Below are 17,198 nucleotides of genomic sequence, written 5' to 3' on the forward strand. Positions count from 1 at the left end.
AACAAAAACAAAAGCCGAAAGCTTGGAAAGGATAAGATGAATGTCAACTTTAGAAGAAAATGCAAGAAAGGCGAACGAATACATTACACGTATCCGCGAAAAAGGTGTTCTCAACCGTATTGGTGGGAAAGAATGCCCCGCGATCAGTGGCGAGGTTTTTGAAACACTATCGCCAATTGATCTCAAGCCGCTGGCGTTCGTTGCGAAAGGTGATGCGCGAGACATTGATCAGGCAGCAAAAGCTGCGAAGGCGGCTCAACCTGCGTGGGCTGCGTTGAGCGGAGCGAAGCGTCGGGAGATTTTGCACACTATCGCTGATGCCATTGAAGCGCGTGCCGAAGAAATTGCATTTCTGGAGTGTCTGGATACAGGTCAGTCGCTGCGGTTCATGTCAAAGGCGGCGCTTCGCGGTGCCGAAAATTTCCGGTATTTTGCAGACAAGGCGCCTTCTGCCCGTAACGGACTTTCTCTGCCCACAGGCGGACAGGCCAATATAACCACGCGTAATCCTGTGGGGCCGGTGGGTGTTATCACTCCGTGGAATACGCCTTTTATGCTCTCAACGTGGAAGATCGCGCCCGCTTTGGCCGCCGGCTGCACGGTTGTTCATAAACCTGCGGAGTTTTCACCCATCACGGCATCGGTTCTGGTGGAGATTGCTGAGAAAGCTGGATTGCCCCCCGGCGTGTGGAATCTAGTGAATGGCTTTGGAGAAGACGCTGGCGCGGAACTGACACGACACCCGGATATCAAGGCGATCGCCTTTGTTGGGGAAAGTGGAACTGGTTCGCTGATCATGAAGCAGGCCGCAGATACTCTGAAGCGTTTTCATTTTGAACTCGGCGGGAAAAATCCAATTATTGTCTTTGCTGACGCGGACTTGGAACGTGCAGCAGATGCGGCTTTGTTCATGATTTACTCTCTCAATGGGGAGCGGTGTACTTCATCTTCACGTCTTCTGGTGGAGGCAAGCATCTATGACAAGTTTACCGCTACTCTTGCCGAGCGTGTAAAGACCATAAAAGTAGGGCATCCGCTAGATCCAGCCACGGTTGTCGGTCCGCTTATTCATCCGGTTCATGAAAAGAAAGTTCTTGAATATATCGGGATCGGTAAGGAAGAAGGTGCCACGATAGCTGCCGGTGGTGGAAAGGCCGATGGTCCTGGTGGTGGATGTTATGTTGCCCCTACACTTTTCACACATGCAACCAACAATATGCGCATTGCGCAGGAAGAAATCTTTGGCCCAGTTCTGACCGCAATTCCCTTCCAATCGGAAGATGAGGCCGTTCTTCTGGCGAATGACACCCAATACGGACTTGCTGCTTATCTTTGGACTTCAGATGTTACCAGATCCTTCCGTGTTTCGGACAAGCTTGAGGCCGGCATGATCTGGGTGAATTCAGAGAATGTGCGGCACCTCGATACACCGTTTGGCGGTGTCAAAGCCTCCGGCATAGGCCGCGATGGCGGAGACTGGTCATTCGATTTTTATATGGAAACCAAGAATGTTTCCTTTGCAACAGGCGTCCACACTATTCCGAAACTGGCCTGACAGGCCGGGTTTTCGGACTTCATAAAAATAAAAATCGTACCTGACAGGACCGTCAGACAAACGAGTGGAGAATAAGAATGCCGATCAGCCCGTTCAACCTTTACCCAGATTTCAATATTCTGCGTCTTAGCCATGTCGAACTGGTGGTGACCGATCTGGCCCGCAGCCGTACCTATTACGCGGACCTGCTCGGTTTGCAGGTCACAGACGAAGATGCAGATCATGTCTATCTGCGTGCGCTTGAGGAGCGGGGACATCACTGCATGGTGTTACGCCGCGGTGAGAAAGGAGAAGTCGGTTATCTGGGTCTTAAAGTTTTTTCAGAAGAAGATCTGGACAAGGCGGAGCGGTACTTCCGCAATCTGGATCATAAGGTCGAGTGGATCGAGCGCCCCTATCAGGGGCGTACTCTGCGGACGCACGATAATTTCGGTATCCCGCTCGAACTCTACTTCAAAATGGACCGTCTGGAGCCGATTCACCAGAAATATGCGCTCTATCACGGGGTAAAACCGCTACGCATTGACCATTTCAACTGCTTTTCACCCGATGTTGATGCATCGGTCGAGTTTTATAATAATTTAGGCTTCCGCGTGACAGAATATACGGAAGACGAAAGCACAGGCCGCTTATGGGCAGCCTGGATGCACCGCAAGGGTGGTGTGCACGACATGGCGTTCACAAGTGGTGTCGGGCCGCGCCTACACCACACAGCTTTCTGGGTGCCGACCCCACTGAATATCATTGATCTCCTCGATCTGATGTCCACCACCGGTTATCTTGCCAATATCGAACGTGGCCCTGGTCGTCATGGAATTTCCAACGCGTTCTTCCTGTATTTGCTTGATCCGGATGGACACCGCACAGAAATCTACTGCTCGGACTATCAGACGGTCGATCCTGATCTCGAACCAATCAAATGGCAATTAACAGACCCTCAGCGCCAGACATTGTGGGGAGCACCGGCGCCTAGATCATGGTTTGAACATGGTAGCGAATTCCGAGGTCTTGAAACGAGGCAGCCTGTGGCGACGGCCAGCCCGATCATCGCGCCGTAAGAAAAGAGATCGGGCCATGAAGCTTCAGGATCCATCCCTGTTTCGGGAAGCTGCGCTGGTGGGTGACCGCTGGGTTGCGGCGTCATCGTCATCTTCCATCCCTGTAACCGATCCTGCGACAGGACAGCTTATTGGCTCGGTCCCTGATCTTGGTGAGGCAGAAACAGCAGAGTCAATATCGGCCGCTGTGCGTGCCCAGCGGACTTGGGCAGCCCGCACAGCAGCCGAACGCGCTGCCTTTCTGCGTCGGTGGTATGATCTCGTCATGGCCAGTAAGGCCGATCTTGCCAGAATCATGACGTTCGAACAGGGAAAGCCCCTAAAGGAAGCAGAGGGCGAAATTGAGTATGGAGCCAGCTTTATCCTCTGGTTTGCCGAGGAGGCTCGCCGCCTGTATGGTGATCTCATTCCGGGGCATCAAGCCGATAAGCGTATTCTGGTAGCCCGCCAACCCGTTGGCGTTGTTGCGGCGATCACGCCCTGGAATTTCCCCAATGCGATGATTACGCGCAAAGTCGCCCCGGCTTTGGCCGCTGGCTGTGCTATCGTGCTCAAACCGGCAATACAGACACCGTTCTCAGCCATTGCCTTGGCGATTCTGGCGGAAAGAGCGGGTCTTCCCGCAGGACTTTTCAGTGTCATTACCGGAGGCGCCAGAGAAATTGGCGCGGAGATGACATCGAATCCTGCCGTGCGTAAACTGACGTTTACCGGATCAACCGAGGTTGGTGCGCTTTTATATGCTCAATGTGCGCCGACAATCAAAAAACTCGGTCTTGAACTGGGCGGAAACGCACCTCTGATCGTGTTCGACGATGCAGATGTTGATGCCGCCGTGGACGGCACACTGATTGCGAAATTCAGAAATAATGGTCAGACCTGCGTGTGTGCAAACCGGCTTTATATCCAGTCAGGTGTTTATGACCACTTCGCAGAAGCCCTGACTAAAAAAATCACGTCCCTGAAAACAGGAAACGGTTTCGCGGAAGACGTTACATTCGGCCCGCTTATCGACAATGCTGCTGTGGAGAAGGTCAGAGAGCATATTACAGATGCGATTGAACATGGCGCATGTGTTCTTGCGGGTGGAAAATCACATGCGCTGGGCGGACTGTTTTTTGAGCCAACCGTGCTAACCGACGTGACCAGTCAGATGCGTGTGGTCCACGAAGAAACTTTTGGGCCTTTAGCTCCGCTGATCCGTTTTGAGACAGAGGAGGAAGTGATAGCTGCCGCAAACGATACTGAATTTGGACTGGCATCCTATGTATTCACACGTGATGTCGCTCGGGTCTTTCGCGTGAGCGAAGCACTCGAATACGGAATGGTGGGTGTTAACACAGGAGCTATCTCAACCGCGGAAGCACCTTTCGGCGGAATCAAGATGTCCGGCCTCGGACGGGAAGGCTCGCGATACGGTCTCGATGACTTTACAGAGCTCAAATATATCTGCCTTGGCGGCATTGCCTGATCAGAAAGCGAAATTTTTCCATGACTGCAAAATTTCTTACTTTTTCCTATGAGAATGTAACCCTCTACGGATTACTTCATGATCGGGGAATCACGGATTTATCGCGCCTCTATGGTGATCGGTGGCCCGGCCTGCGAGAGGTTATCGAAGCAGGCGCGCTGAGCGAACTGGCAACATCCGCGCCACGGTTGGTCGATTTCCGTGAAGAGGATATTCGCTACGAAATTCCTGTTACCAATCCAGAAAAAATTATATGCGTCGGCGTTAATTTTCCCGATCGCAACGAAGAATACAAGGATGGTCAGGCTGCGCCGTCCAATCCGTCCCTGTTTATTCGCTTTCCGCGCAGTTTCGTAGGCCATAAAGAGGCTCTGATAAGACCACCGGAATCTTTACAGCTCGACTATGAAGGGGAAATCGTCCTCGTAATAGGGAAGGCTGGACGGCGAATCTCTCAGGAAAATGCTCTTGATCACGTCGCCGCTCTGACCCTCTGTAACGAGGGCACGATCCGTGATTGGGTCAGGCATGCGAAATTCAATGTTACACAGGGGAAAAATTTCGATCGCACTGGTTCAATCGGTCCTTGGCTGATTCCATTTACCTCAGAAGATCAAATCCGCGATATCGCGTTGAGCACCCGTGTCAATGGTGAGATCCGTCAGCAGGACCGTACCTCGAGGATGATCTTTTCTTTCAAGAAAATTATTTCCTACATATCAACCTTTACAACACTTGTTCCTGGCGATGTCATTGTCACCGGAACACCAACAGGAGCGGGAGCCCGCTTCGATCCGCCAGTGTGGCTGACGCCTGGCGATGTCATTGAAGTTGCTGCCGACGGGCTGGGTGTTCTTCGTAATTCCGTTGCTGATGAGGAGCTGACGTAATGCTGTCTCCCGAACAGATCAGAGCAGAAGCAGATAAACTGGATGAGGCAGAAAAAACACGAATACAGACGGGGCTGATTTCCCAACGCTATCCCGATGCTTGTCTTGATGATGCCTACGCCATTCAGGATGCCTGGGTCAGCCGTAAGATGGCGTCAGGACGAAAAATCATAGGATGGAAGATTGGCCTGACATCAAAAGCCATGCAATACGCATTGAACATCGATACACCTGATTCAGGCGTTCTTCTTGATGACATGCATTTTGATGATGGTGCCGAAATACCTGCTGATCGGTTCATTCAGCCAAGGATTGAGGCCGAACTTGCTTTCGTGATGAAAAAATCACTCCGTGGACCCGGAGTCAGCATGTTCGATGTCATTGCCGCGACGGATTATATCGTTCCAGCACTTGAAATTCTCGATACGAGGATCGTACGTGTGGATCGTGAAACGGGTCACGCACGGACAATTATCGACACCATTTCGGATAACGCTGCCAATGCAGGCATTGTCCTTGGTTCCGTTCCGGCGGTCCTCGATAAAATCGACATCCGATGGGTGGGCGCGATTGTTTTCCGAAACGCGGTTGTTGAGGAAACTGGGCTGGGAGCAGGCGTACTCAATCATCCCGCACGCGGTGTGGCATGGTTGGCAAACCGGCTGGCGCAATATGGCGGCGGCATCAATGCAGGTCAGATTGTTCTCGCAGGGTCCTTCATCCGCCCGGTCGAAGCCCGGCACGGTGATACGATAACGGCTGATTATGGTCCTCTTGGAACAGTAAGCTGCTTTTTTAGATAAGGAGTGTCTTGATGTCGGCACCAGTGAATGAATTCAAAAAGGCTCTGCGTTCTGGGGAGTGCCAGTTTGGGTTGTGGGTGGCTCTTGCCAATGCCTATACAGCCGAAATATGCGCTGGAGCAGGGTATGACTGGCTGCTGATTGACGGTGAGCATGCGCCAAACGATATCCGCAGTATCATGGCGCAGTTGCAAGCCATTGAAGGAAGTAGCAGTCACGCCATTGTCAGGCCGCCTGTTGGTGAGACCTGGATGATCAAACAGCTTCTTGATATCGGGGCACAGAGCATCCTTGTTCCAATGGTCGAAAGCGCTGGTCAAGCGCGTGAGCTTGTGCGCGCAGTTCATTACGCGCCGCAGGGTGTGCGCGGTGTGGGTGCCGCCCTTGCGCGCGCTTCTCGTTTCAACCGTGTGTCTGATTATCTCCAGACCGCAGGAAACGAAATTTGTCTGTTGCTACAGGTGGAAAGCCGCCTCGGCCTTGCGGCCCTGGATGAAATCTGTGCTGTTGAAGGTATTGACGGAGTGTTTGTCGGGCCAGCAGATCTTGCCGCAGATCTCGGTTATATCGGGCGACCAGGAGAGCCGGAAGTTCAGCGCCACATCGAAGAGGCTCTACAAAAAATTATTTCTCATGGAAAGGCTGCGGGCATTCTGACAGCGGATCCTGTTCTAGCGAGGAATTACGTGTCCGCAGGGGCAACCTTTGTTGCCATCGGCACCGATGTTGGTCTGCTGGCCGGGGGAGGCTCCCGTCTTCTGGAAGATTTCAAAAAAACACTCTGATTCTTTTTCAGAAGAGACTTAATATGATGAAGAGCCGGTCATGCTTCATCTTCTAATGAAAGCCTCATTGGCCTTCGACTGATAGGCCGTATCATCCCCGACATCAGATCCCCTTGGGTCAGGGTTTTCCTGCCACAGGGCCTTTAACGGTGTTTTTTTGGTGGTTCAGTTATCGTTATCCGATCTACTCGCAGTTTGGCTTAGGAGCGGATCAAAAATCAACGTTTTTTAGATTAACTGCTGGAAATGCTTGAAAAAATTAGCATCGTGTGCGGGGTTTGAACTCGTATTACCATCATGAAAAGGCAATAAAGATTGGCTGATAGACTGAGGTTATGTTAGTGATATTCCGATAACGAAACATCACAATATTGCTGATGGTCTCGGGATACAACCAGACTTCACACCATAGTGGGCTCAGGTTGGGGCGAAACTGTTGCGTTCCTTGTCAGTTATCTGTCTCCTTCTTGAGTGTGGCATGTAGCAGCAGTTCGGTGATCAAAGTTATCTATTGGGCTTCTGTGCATTATATTTGCATATTCACATGAAATATCACTTATGATTGACTTAGAGGGATCGAAGAACCGTTTTTTTGAACTCCTGTTGCCTGATTTCAGGGCTATGACGTTTTGATTGATGGTTGTCAGGGTAATTTTTTCTCTGCGTTTTGATCCGTGAGGGGATATTGCCCCCGCTGAGCTGCTACGCGGTCGCACTGATCCGCTCCAGGAAGATAAAGCGGCGCATGTTGTAGACGATGTTGGCCAGCCCAATTTTCATGGTGGCCCGTGTGATACCGACGGTGCGTATGAACAATCCCATCTGTGATTTCTGATCGGCAAAAACATGCTCGACACGCGACCGGATAACGGACTTGCCCGTATTGGACCGCTGGATATGACAGGGCATAGACTTGAGATGAGGCTTTTTCCTGTGAACCCTGGAGACAAAGCCATGCTTTTCCATGAAGTCCTCATTGGCTTTTGAGCGGTAGGCTGTATCTGCCCAGACATCAGACGCTGTATTGCTGCGGTCGAGCAGGCCTTCTCTCACTCTGGCACCATCGCTGGCGGCGGCATCCGTCGTCTTCCATTTGCGGATCAGCCGAAACTTTCGGTCGATGGAAATATGCGATTTATAGCCAAAGAAAGGGATGGCGAGATCCGTTGACGGGATCGTTCCGTCATCCTGCCGTTTTGCCTTGGTGAATTTCAGGGGCCAGCATGCATGACGATCCTTGAGGGATAGCTTTGCGGGTTTGTCCCGCCAGTCTTGTGGGATCCGTTCCACCCGAAGATCCGCCTTCTCCGCGTTGGTGTTGCGCTGCTTTGGAGCAGCCACCAGTGTTGCGTCCAGGATCTGGCCTGCCATCGGGAGATAACCAGCGTTTCGTAGGGTTGCGTCAAAGCGATTGAACAGGCCATCGATCGCACCCGCCTGTGTCAGACGCTCGCGAAAGAGCCAGACCGTTTTGGCATCCGGTACCCGGTCCGACAGCTCCAGACCAAGGAAACGCATAAAAGACAGCCGGTCGTTGATCAGGTATTCTGTTCGTCATCAGACAAATTGTTCAGCGTCTGGATCACCAGTATCTTGAACATCAGAACCACACATCAAAGGGCGGACGCCCGCCTTTTCTTCCATCCGAATAGGCCAGAGCCTGATCCAGATCAGGGCGGAACACCTCAAAATCCACAGTCCGGGAAAACGCTTCAAGCTGATCGCCAAGCCCGCTCAAACGAGCAAGCCGCTCTTCAACATCAAAGAAACCCAGCTGCTTCATTATTCATCCACCCAATCACCACAGGGGGCATGGAATCACAGATACGCACTCAAAACCATGGAGTTTTTAGAACCCTCCAATTTATTTCTGAAACAAAAAAGTATTCAAAATTCTGATTTATGATGTGGGGAGTGTGTGTTGATCCAGTAGGGCTACATTTTCATGAATGGCTTTGATTAACGCATCTACGGCCTGATTATCTTGCTTTATTTTCTGATACTCCAGACTAAAAGGCAGATCAGATAGCGGTGGTAAATCGGCCGCAATAGCGTCGACAATTTTTACACCGTCTGGAATAAAATGACGTCCAAAAACCGAAACGCCAAGCCCTGCGATAACACCGGCTCGTAACCCTGTAATACTTAAGCTTGTATGTGTAATGACGAACGGAATGTGAGCAGCGCTTAGGGCTTCAAGGGCCATACTACGGCTGACGCTTGGTTCCGGGTGCAATGCAAGAGGAAGAGGACGCTGTTTGCAAAGATCCGGTTCGTCAGGGGAAATCACCCAGACGAGAGGATCTGCCATAAGCGGTAAGGCCTGCTGTGTTGATGATCTGGTTTTAACAAGAACGATATCAAAAAAACCGGTGTGAAATTTATCAAGTAGATTTCCACTTAACCCAACTTCAACCTGCAATGTGATGCCGGGATAAAAACGGCGAAAACGTCGGAGAATATCTGGTAGCCTAGATGTGGCAAAGTCTTCAGCAACCCCAAGTCTAACATGTCCGGTTACTCCTGGTGCGGCCAGGTCACGCTCTGCGTCTTCAATAGTATTCAGAATACGTCTGGCATGCGGCAGAAAACGTTCTCCTTCTGGCAGAAGGGCGACATGATGTGTTGAACGCAGGAACAACTGTTGTCCAAGTTGCGATTCAAGTCTGCGTATGTGCTGACTAATGGTGGACTGGGTCAGTCCCATGCGTGCTGCTGCAAAAGTAAAGTTTCTCTCTTCTGCAACCGCAAGAAAGCTTTCAAGGAGATCAGTATCAATCATAATATAATTATTAAGAAACCAACTCACCAATGTGTCAATAATTTATTCTTCCACTGAATTCTTCTTGGGGCTTAGTGTGCTTTCAGCCGGATGCAACGTCGAACAGGACTGGATTGATGACAGACTGGTTAAAACAAAAAAAAGAGCGAGCGCGGCGTCTTGAAGAAGTTGCTTCTCTGGTATCAGGCAAGGTTGTGCAACCTGCGGATGTCACTGCTCTACTTGAACGAATTATCTGTAGTGGAGATCGTGTATGTCTTGAAGGTGATAATCAAAAACAGGCTGATTTTCTAGCTGAATGCCTCACACGCGTTGACCCCTCGCAAGTGCATGATTTGCATATTGTTCAATCAGGTCTGGTTTTATCAGAACATCTTGATTTGTTCCGACTAGGGATTGCCCGAAAACTTGATTTCTCATATTCAGGTCCGCAGTCTGGAGCGATCGCCAGAGCGCTGGATCAGGGAAAAATCAAACTGGGGGCAATTCATACTTATATTGAACTTTTTGCTCGTTATTATGTTGATCTGACCCCTAATGTTTCACTCATTGCTGCGGTCAGTGCTGACAGGAATGGTAATTTATATACGGGACCGAACACTGAAGATACGCCGACCATTGTTGAAGCTACAGCGTATAAAAATGGTATTGTAATTGCTCAGGTTAACAAAATTGTTGATACGGTTCCACGCATAGATATTCCTGGAGATCAGATCGACTTCATTGTTGAGGCACCAAAGCCTTTTTACGTTGAACCTCTTTTCACACGTGATCCGGCAGCGGTAACTGAAACACAGATCCTGATGGCAATGATTGCTTTGAAAGGGATCTATGCAGAATATCGCCCGCGCAGACTCAATCATGGTATTGGCTTTGCAACAGCTGCGATTGAACTTCTCCTGCCAACTTACGGAGAACAGCTTGGCCTGCGTGGAGAGGTCGCGACTCACTGGGCACTTAATCCTCATCCAACATTGATCCCAGCGATAGAAAGCGGTTGGGTACAGCAGATACACTGTTTTGGCAGTGAAGTTGGTATGGATCGTTATATGTCAGCCCGGCCAGATATTTATTTTATTGGTCATGACGGAACATTACGTTCAAACCGTCTACTATGTCAGAATGCAGGGCTCTATGCCTGTGATATGTTTATCGGTTCGACCCTGCAAATTGACCTTGCAGGTAATTCCTCGACTGTCACACCTGACAGAATAGCTGGTTTTGGGGGAGCGCCGAATATGGGAGCTGATGCACATGGCCGCCGTCATGTTTCAGATGCTTGGCTAAAGGCGGGACGTGAAGCTGCCGGCAATGATGGCCCTCTTGTTCGGGGGCGTAAGCTTGTGGTGCAGATGGTTGAGACTTTTGGCGAGGGAATGAAACCAGCCTTTGTGGAGGAATTAGATAGTATTGCCCTAGCACGAAAGCTGGGTATGCCGTTGGCTCCGGTTATGATTTTTGGTGATGACGTAACGCATATCGTTACAGAAGAAGGAATTGCCAATCTCCTTCTTTGTCGTAATGCCGATGATGTTGAACAGGCTATTCGGGGTGTTGCTGGTTACACGCCGGTTGGTCTTGCGCGTGATCGCGCAAAGGTTGAGGCTCTGCGTGAACGTGGCGTGATACGTCGTCCTGAAGACCTTGGGATCAATCTTTTACAGGCTGATCGTAATTTGCTGGCCGCGCGTTCCATTCGTGATCTTGTGACATGGTCTGATGGGCTTTACGCCCCTCCTTCAAAATTCCGAAACTGGTGAGGTCTTCCATGGAAAAATTCACCATACATACTCAGGCGAAGGCAGTATTACGCGGTAAATCTTCTAACGCATTTACTGGAGTTGTTGCATCTGGAAACCTGGAAATTCTTTTTGAAAGAAAAGACAATTCTCTCGATGTAACAGTCGAAGTAATGACTGCATCGCACGGATATCAGGCGGTGTGGGAGGCTGTCATCAAAGATTTTGTGGATAGAACTTCTCCAGGAGGGGTGCACATCGCCATTCACGATAATGGGGCTCGACCTGATACGGTTTTACTTCGCCTGATGCAGGGCGCACGTCTTATGGGGGCCCAGTCATGATCCCTGAAAATATCATGAACGAGCCCAGTTGGTATGAGTCATCTGCCCGGGCCCGAATTAATGGTTTGCTGGATGCTGGTAGCTTTAGTGAAATTCTTGGCCCTCAGGACAAGATCATGAGTCCGCATCTGGCTCTTTTTGATCTGCCACCGGCCTTTGATGACGGCATGATTATTGGTCGTGGGCTGATAGATGGCCGCCCTGTTGCTGTCGCTGCTCAGGAAGGGCAGTTTATGGGCGGCACGTTTGCCGAAGTCAGCGGTGCAAAGCTCGTCGGTTTACTCAGATCTGTGGCCAGTGCCGCAGGAACTTCTCAGGCTGTAAGCACTGTAGTTCTGTTACTTGATACAGGCGGAGTGCGCCTTCAGGAAGCGAATGCGGGGGAAATGGCTGTTTCAGAAACCATTCGTGCTGTCCTTGATGTCAGGCGAGCGGGCGTGCCTGTTGTTGCTTTGATTGGCGGTCGTGCTGGAGCATTTGGCGGTGGTGGTCTGGTAACGGCGTGCTGCTCTCACATTGTTATTTCTGAGCAGGGGCGTATTTCAGTCAGTGGCCCTGAAGTGATTGAGACCAACAAGGGGGTAGAAGAATTTGACTCCCATGATCGTGCTCTGGTCTGGCGTATTACAGGGGGGCGTAGTCGTGTTCTTCTAGGCGGGGCTGACAGTTATGTGAAAGGTGATATTTCCAGTTTTCGTCAAACGGCAGCACAGGCACGTAATAGTGCGCCTTCTTTGTCCTTGGAAACATTAGAGCGTGAGCAGGAGAGACTTGAACAAAGACTCTCGTCCTATGGTGACTGTCGCGATACCCCGGAGATCTGGACACTGGCAGGCCTGCCGACACCAGACAAGATAGCAGATCTGACTGAGGATGAGTTTATCAGCCTCTTGGCAAAGGGAGGAAGGCGTCATGATGCCCGATAATCTACTTTCAGCATTGTTCCCTGAAGGTCATATGCTTTCATTGGGGGCAGAAAATACTTTTTCGGGCCGCGCCAAGTCTGGTGGCAGAGAGGTTGAAGTTCTGGGTATTAGTGGAGGCACACCTCTTGGTCCTGAAACAGCAATTATTCTCGCTGGGCGCGTGCTTGGAATAGTAAAATCCGGAAGCAAAGCCCCAATTGTCTTTCTAATCGACACAGCTAGTCAGCGGATGACAAGACGGGATGAAATGCTGGGGTTGAATGAATATCTGGCGCATCTTGCCAAGAGTATTATGTTAGCTGGCTTTGAGGGGCATAGGACGATCAGTGTGCTTTATGGTACAGCTGCTGCTGGTGCGCTTATTGCCACAGCACTTGCAACGCAAACTATGATTGCTGTTGATGGAGCGCATCCCAGTGTGATGGATCTGCCGTCTATTGCGCGTGTTACAAAATTATCACTGGATATTTTGACTGAAAAAGCGAAAAAAACACCGGTGTTTGCTCCTGGGGTCGAACCTCTTGCTGCGACAGGTGCAGTCACTGAAATCTGGAGCCTCTCTGATGGGCATTGTAATGAACGTCTCAGTGCTTTGCTGGCTGATGAGGTGACGGATGGAGCCGACATCCGTGATCTCCTGGGGGCCAGTCGTGGTGGCCGTAAAGTGGCTGCAGAGGTTGCCAAACGTGTACAAGAAGCTTTTTTGCAGACTATTGTTTCAGAAAAGGCTCGCTGATGTTGCCGGTCTGGCGGCATAAACTTCTTGTCGTCAGATCGGATGTCTGGCGCGGGATATGCGCAGATGCGTTGGTTGGTCTGGACGATGCTTATACCAAAGCGATCATTCTTGACTGGGCATTTCAGGGGTGGCCACTGATTTGCCGGCGACCTTATGAAAACGAACAGAAAGATATTGATGCTGGTGGTGTTGCGGTTGGTCTGCCTTTACCGTCGGTTATGGGCAAAAAGCGTCTTGGGTTCATCGTACCGTCTCACGCCCTTTCATCCTTTTCAGGGGCTTCGTGGCCACGAAGTAATGTCTCTAGACCCGGCTTAACGCCTGCACGTCTGAACGATATTCGCTTATTGACTGAACTCGGGACGAAACACGGTCTTTTTCCAGAAGCAGCAGGAAGTTTGCTTTGGGAAATTTTGACAGGGCTGCCGTATCTTTCTGAAACGTCAGATTTCGACGTGATGTGGCGTCTTCCTGCCTCAAAGATCGAAGATCCTGAAGTTCTTGCTGCTTTTCTTGCTGATCTGGACCAGGCTGCAAGTAAGTTGTCAGTGCGTCTGGATGGTGAAGTTGTTTTTCCGAATGATCGCGCTGTGCAATGGCAGGAGCTTCATTCTGCGCGTCCTGATGACGAAGTTTTGGTAAAAACCCTTACTACAGTCGAGTTGGTTCCGGTCAGAACTCTGACGGACTCATGGGGAAGACTTCCTGCATGAAACTTGCCATCATGCAGGGAGTCGACGTTTCTTCTACTGTGCCAGCAGATATGGTCGCGCATATAGCACGGAAATGTCTGATTGATGAGGTTAGAACCTGGCCCAAGCCCGGTCTTGTCAGTCATGTTGATACAGGTAGCCACACAGATATGACTGCTGCCCATTTTGAAGCCAGCGCACGCGCTATAAGCCCATATTTTTCTGATCTTTACCGTGCAGGTTATGCTGGCGCGGACTTGCCGGTCTTGCGTAAGGTTGGTCTTGCGGCAGAAGCTGCTATGCTGCGTGCCACCGGTGGCATTAACACACACCGGGGTGCTATATGGGCTTTAGGTCTGTTAAGCGCTGCTCTTGGCTGGCGTGTTGCTCGGGGTGAGGAGTTGCCCTGCTGTGATGTTGTGCGGCGGGTATGGGGCTCAGACATTCTGGCGACCACGCATGAACCATCAAGTCATGGTGGGGTAGTTCACAGGCTTTATGGTGCTGGCGGGGCACGTATTGAAGCTGGTTTAGGATTTCCCTTTATTCGCTCTGTTGGTTTGCCTGCATTAGAAAAGGGACGTGAGTTATGCCCCGGTGATGAGGAGGCGGCTCGGGTGCAGTGTTGCATAGCCTTAATTGCGCAACTCGAAGATACCAATATTCTGTATCGCGGCGGCACAAAAGGATTATCTTACGCGCAAACGGGCGCTGCGATGTTTCTCAGACGTGGTGGAGTGGGGAATCCCGGCTGGCGTGTTCACGCCGAGAGCCTGCATCGTGGTTTTGTCTCCCGCAGGCTTTCTCCTGGTGGTGCAGCTGACGGTCTAGCTGTTTCGCTCTTTCTTGAACGAACGGAGAAAACCATCTCCTAACGACATGTCCTTCAACAACAAAAAAAATAGGACGCAACATGATACATATTCTACTTGTTTCTCTGATTCCAATTTTCGCAGTTATGATGGCTGGATATATAGCTGGCAAACGTGGAAAAATTGATAATAAGAATGTCGCCAGTCTTAATGTCTTGACTATGGAGTTTGCTTTGCCTGCAGCTCTTTTTGGTACAACAGCCAGAACATCGCGCGATGTTCTGGCTGAACAATGGCCTCTTCTTTTTACGTTATTGCTTGTTATGTTATTAGTTTTTGCATGTGTGTGGGGAATTTCACGATACATATCAAGCTTTTCTGCAGCGATTTCTGCTGTGATAGCATTGAGCGTTTCATTGCCTAATTATGCTGCTGCAGGCATTCCTCTGGCTTCTGCCGTGTTTGGTATGACAGGAAAGCTTTATATTACCACTGCTATTGTCTCTGGTGCGATTGTTATGTCACCTCTTACCCTTGCTTTTCTGGAGGCCCAGAAAGCCGATGTAAACGAAAAGGGCCTTTCGCTTCTGTTCATGTCTGTAGGGCGCTCTATGCTGAAGCCTTTAGTTGTGGCTCCGTTCCTAGGGGTCGCAATTGCGTTGTTGGGTATTGTTTTACCTGATTATATTCTGCGCTCTTTTGATCTAATTGGACAGGCAACAGCGGGTGTAGCGTTGTTTGTTACCGGGCTCATTTTGAGTGCACAGAAAGTTTCTCTTTCTACTCGTATTCTGTTCCTCAGTGTCGTGTGCAATGTTGTGCAGCCTTTGTTTGCATGGTTTTTGACAGTGATAATTCCCATGTCAGTTGAAATGGGACAGGCTGTTATCCTGTTGACGGCGCTGCCTGCTGGTTTTTTTGGTCTGCTGTTTGCTTTGCGTTACCACGCAGATAGTCAGGATGCCGGGTCTATTATGGTTGTAAGCACTGTGATGAGCCTGGTGACATTGACAGTTGTACTGGCCTTGGTTGCAGGCACATCTATGTATAGCTAGCCTTAATTAATGTAAGGGAGAAGTTCGATGGGTGGTGTACTGGCTATTCTGTGTTCCGGGCAGGGCAGCCAGCATGCAGGCATGTTTGACATGATTGCGAACTGTGTTGAAGCTCTTCCCGTTTTTAATGAAGCTACCAAAATTCTTGGTAAAGACCCGAGGGTTTTTGTAAAGGAAAATGATACCGATAAAGCTTATTCAAATCGAAATGGGCAGATTTTATGCTGTACCATGGCTCTGGCTTTATCTGCTGTTCTTGAAAAGTTTCTCACAGGGCAACGGGTTCTTTACGCGGGTTACAGTGTTGGTGAATTAGCGGCGTGGGGGGGGGCTGGATGTCTGACACCCACGCAGGTGCTTGATTTGGCGATGCGCCGTGCAGAATTGATGGATGCTGTAAGTCCAGAAGGCGCTGGTCTTGCCGGAGTGGCGGGCCTTCCCCGGCATGTGATTGAAGGTATTTGTGAAAAAACTGAGGTTTCGATTTCTATTTCTAATAGCGATGAATCAGTCGTTCTTGGCGGTACAGGTAGAGCGCTAGAGAAGGCGGTAGAACTTGCTATTAAAGCTGGAGCTGGAACAGCCCACCGACTGAAGGTCTCGGTACCCTCTCATACGCCATTACTTAAAGGAGCAGTAGCTCCCCTTCTAGAATATATTCTTTCTCTAAATCCTAAACCTCCAAAAGAAGAAGCGCGGCTTGTTAGCGGCCTGGATGGAGAACCCATTTTTCGGATTGACGATGGGGCAAAGCGCCTTGCAAAGCAGGTTGCTGCCACGGTGCATTGGGATGCGTGTATGGAGGCCTGCCTGGAAGCTGGAAGTCAGACCGTTCTCGAACTGGGACCAGGAACGGCTCTCGCGCGCATGGCTCGTACCGGTATTTTGAAAGATGCCCATGTTAGAGCAGTTGAGGACTTTCACACTCTGTCAGGGCTTCTGAGTTGGTTAGAGCAAAATATTTAGCTGTCAGGTTATGACACGCCCTAGCGGTCCAATGCCGGGAAATCAGTTATCAGATCCCGCGTTGAGCACGTTTTTGCTGATCAGAAATCACAGACTGGACTGTTTGTCCGCAAGGTCAGTATGATTCGTGTCATCGCGAGGATCGGGCTGGCCAATATCGTCTACTGCGTGCACCGCTTTCTGCTCCAGACGCAGAGCGAAGCCTATCACCCAGAACCATTAATACCTGCTCGTTAAACCCAAAATCACGCTACAACACCTTCAATCAATGGTTCTTCTATCCCTCCATCTACTTCATAATGAAGATCAGCAACTTGCTACATCTCTGCACACCATATTCTGCCTTTTTATCTACAAAAACGACATAGAATATCATTTTTATACCGGAATATAATAGAATTGCATCTGGTAGATGCGTCATTGTTTTTTTAATGAAACGATTATGTTTCCACTTCTGATGCGAGGAGATTAAATAAATAAATATAATTTTTCTATATTTCGTATTACATAATGCAAAATGCATTGTGTAAAAAGAAAGTTATTCTTGATTTTTAAGGTCACGCCAAGAAAAAATTTGCTCA

General features: G+C 49.9%; 15 protein-coding genes and 2 pseudogenes. 15 read left to right on the plus strand and 2 right to left on the minus strand.

Translation table 11 applies throughout. The annotated features are described in order from the left end of the window. Nucleotides 1–40: 40 nt before the first annotated feature. The 6 genes from hpaE to hpaI all read left to right on the plus strand — a co-directional run bounded on the left by hpaE (nucleotide 41) and on the right by hpaI (nucleotide 6,562). Nucleotides 41–1,555: a 5-carboxymethyl-2-hydroxymuconate semialdehyde dehydrogenase gene (gene hpaE / locus AD948_RS17165; protein ID WP_061472899.1), complete on the plus strand. Its 1,515-nt coding sequence runs from the start codon at nucleotides 41–43 to the stop codon at nucleotides 1,553–1,555. 77 nt (nucleotides 1,556–1,632) lie between these two features. Beyond that, entirely contained in the window at nucleotides 1,633–2,613 is a 981-nt protein-coding gene (gene hpaD / locus AD948_RS17170; protein WP_061472903.1) for a 3,4-dihydroxyphenylacetate 2,3-dioxygenase, read from the plus strand. Nucleotides 2,614–2,629: 16 nt separating this feature from the next. Beyond that, nucleotides 2,630–4,084, plus strand: coding sequence for an NAD-dependent succinate-semialdehyde dehydrogenase (locus AD948_RS17175; protein WP_061472906.1), 1,455 nt, complete (start codon nucleotides 2,630–2,632; stop codon nucleotides 4,082–4,084). 20 nt (nucleotides 4,085–4,104) lie between these two features. Beyond that, nucleotides 4,105–4,974: a fumarylacetoacetate hydrolase family protein gene (locus tag AD948_RS17180; protein WP_061472909.1), complete on the plus strand. Its 870-nt coding sequence runs from the start codon at nucleotides 4,105–4,107 to the stop codon at nucleotides 4,972–4,974. Continuing rightward, nucleotides 4,974–5,777 carry a 2-oxo-hept-4-ene-1,7-dioate hydratase gene (gene hpaH, locus AD948_RS17185; RefSeq protein WP_061472912.1) on the plus strand — a complete coding sequence of 268 codons (804 nt, stop codon included), beginning with the start codon at nucleotides 4,974–4,976 and terminating at the stop codon, nucleotides 5,775–5,777. The genes AD948_RS17180 and hpaH overlap by 1 nt, the downstream gene beginning before the upstream one ends. Nucleotides 5,778–5,788: 11 nt before the next feature. Beyond that, nucleotides 5,789–6,562: a 4-hydroxy-2-oxoheptanedioate aldolase gene (gene hpaI, locus AD948_RS17190; RefSeq protein WP_061472915.1), complete on the plus strand. Its 774-nt coding sequence runs from the start codon at nucleotides 5,789–5,791 to the stop codon at nucleotides 6,560–6,562. Nucleotides 6,563–7,264: 702 nt separating this feature from the next. On the opposite strand, the pseudogene AD948_RS17195 reads toward hpaI, so the two are convergent. Continuing rightward, nucleotides 7,265–8,345: pseudogene (locus AD948_RS17195) on the minus strand (IS5 family transposase). Between the two features lie 117 nt (nucleotides 8,346–8,462). Continuing rightward, on the minus strand, nucleotides 8,463–9,344 hold the full coding sequence (locus tag AD948_RS17200) for a LysR family transcriptional regulator (RefSeq protein ID WP_156479083.1): 882 nt from the start codon (nucleotides 9,342–9,344) through the stop codon (nucleotides 8,463–8,465). A 116-nt stretch (nucleotides 9,345–9,460) separates the two neighbouring features. Here AD948_RS17200 and mdcA point away from each other — a divergent pair, with 116 nt between their 5' ends. The 9 genes and pseudogenes from mdcA to AD948_RS18820 all read left to right on the plus strand — a co-directional run. After that, a complete protein-coding gene (mdcA, locus tag AD948_RS17205) occupies nucleotides 9,461–11,104 on the plus strand; it encodes a malonate decarboxylase subunit alpha (protein ID WP_061472922.1) in 1,644 nt (547 codons plus the stop codon). An 8-nt stretch (nucleotides 11,105–11,112) separates the two neighbouring features. Further along, nucleotides 11,113–11,427, plus strand: a complete 315-nt coding sequence (mdcC, locus tag AD948_RS17210; RefSeq protein ID WP_061472925.1) for a malonate decarboxylase acyl carrier protein — start codon at nucleotides 11,113–11,115, stop codon at nucleotides 11,425–11,427. Further along, complete coding sequence (locus tag AD948_RS17215) at nucleotides 11,424–12,353, plus strand: biotin-independent malonate decarboxylase subunit beta (protein ID WP_061472927.1); 930 nt, start codon at nucleotides 11,424–11,426, stop codon at nucleotides 12,351–12,353. The genes mdcC and AD948_RS17215 overlap by 4 nt, the downstream gene beginning before the upstream one ends. Continuing rightward, nucleotides 12,340–13,089 (plus strand): biotin-independent malonate decarboxylase subunit gamma, encoded by a 750-nt coding sequence (locus AD948_RS17220; protein WP_061472930.1) that lies wholly within the window; start codon nucleotides 12,340–12,342, stop codon nucleotides 13,087–13,089. Before AD948_RS17215 ends, AD948_RS17220 begins: the two co-directional genes overlap by 14 nt. Beyond that, nucleotides 13,089–13,805 (plus strand): malonate decarboxylase holo-[acyl-carrier-protein] synthase, encoded by a 717-nt coding sequence (gene mdcG / locus AD948_RS17225; RefSeq protein ID WP_061472933.1) that lies wholly within the window; start codon nucleotides 13,089–13,091, stop codon nucleotides 13,803–13,805. The genes AD948_RS17220 and mdcG overlap by 1 nt, the downstream gene beginning before the upstream one ends. Further along, nucleotides 13,802–14,659, plus strand: a complete 858-nt coding sequence (gene mdcB, locus AD948_RS17230) for a triphosphoribosyl-dephospho-CoA synthase MdcB (protein WP_061472936.1) — start codon at nucleotides 13,802–13,804, stop codon at nucleotides 14,657–14,659. The genes mdcG and mdcB overlap by 4 nt, the downstream gene beginning before the upstream one ends. A gap of 38 nt (nucleotides 14,660–14,697) precedes the next feature. Next, nucleotides 14,698–15,651 (plus strand): AEC family transporter, encoded by a 954-nt coding sequence (locus AD948_RS17235; RefSeq protein ID WP_061472940.1) that lies wholly within the window; start codon nucleotides 14,698–14,700, stop codon nucleotides 15,649–15,651. A gap of 27 nt (nucleotides 15,652–15,678) precedes the next feature. Continuing rightward, the gene (locus AD948_RS17240) at nucleotides 15,679–16,617 is read left to right on the plus strand and encodes an ACP S-malonyltransferase (RefSeq protein ID WP_061472943.1); all 939 of its coding nucleotides are present in this window, start codon (nucleotides 15,679–15,681) and stop codon (nucleotides 16,615–16,617) included. A 24-nt stretch (nucleotides 16,618–16,641) separates the two neighbouring features. Beyond that, nucleotides 16,642–16,854, plus strand: a pseudogene (locus AD948_RS18820) (hypothetical protein); the annotation flags it as partial. Nucleotides 16,855–17,198: the final 344 nt, after the last annotated feature.

The sequence above is a fragment of the Acetobacter senegalensis genome (assembly GCF_001580995.1).
Classification (GTDB): Bacteria; Pseudomonadota; Alphaproteobacteria; order Acetobacterales; family Acetobacteraceae; genus Acetobacter; species Acetobacter senegalensis.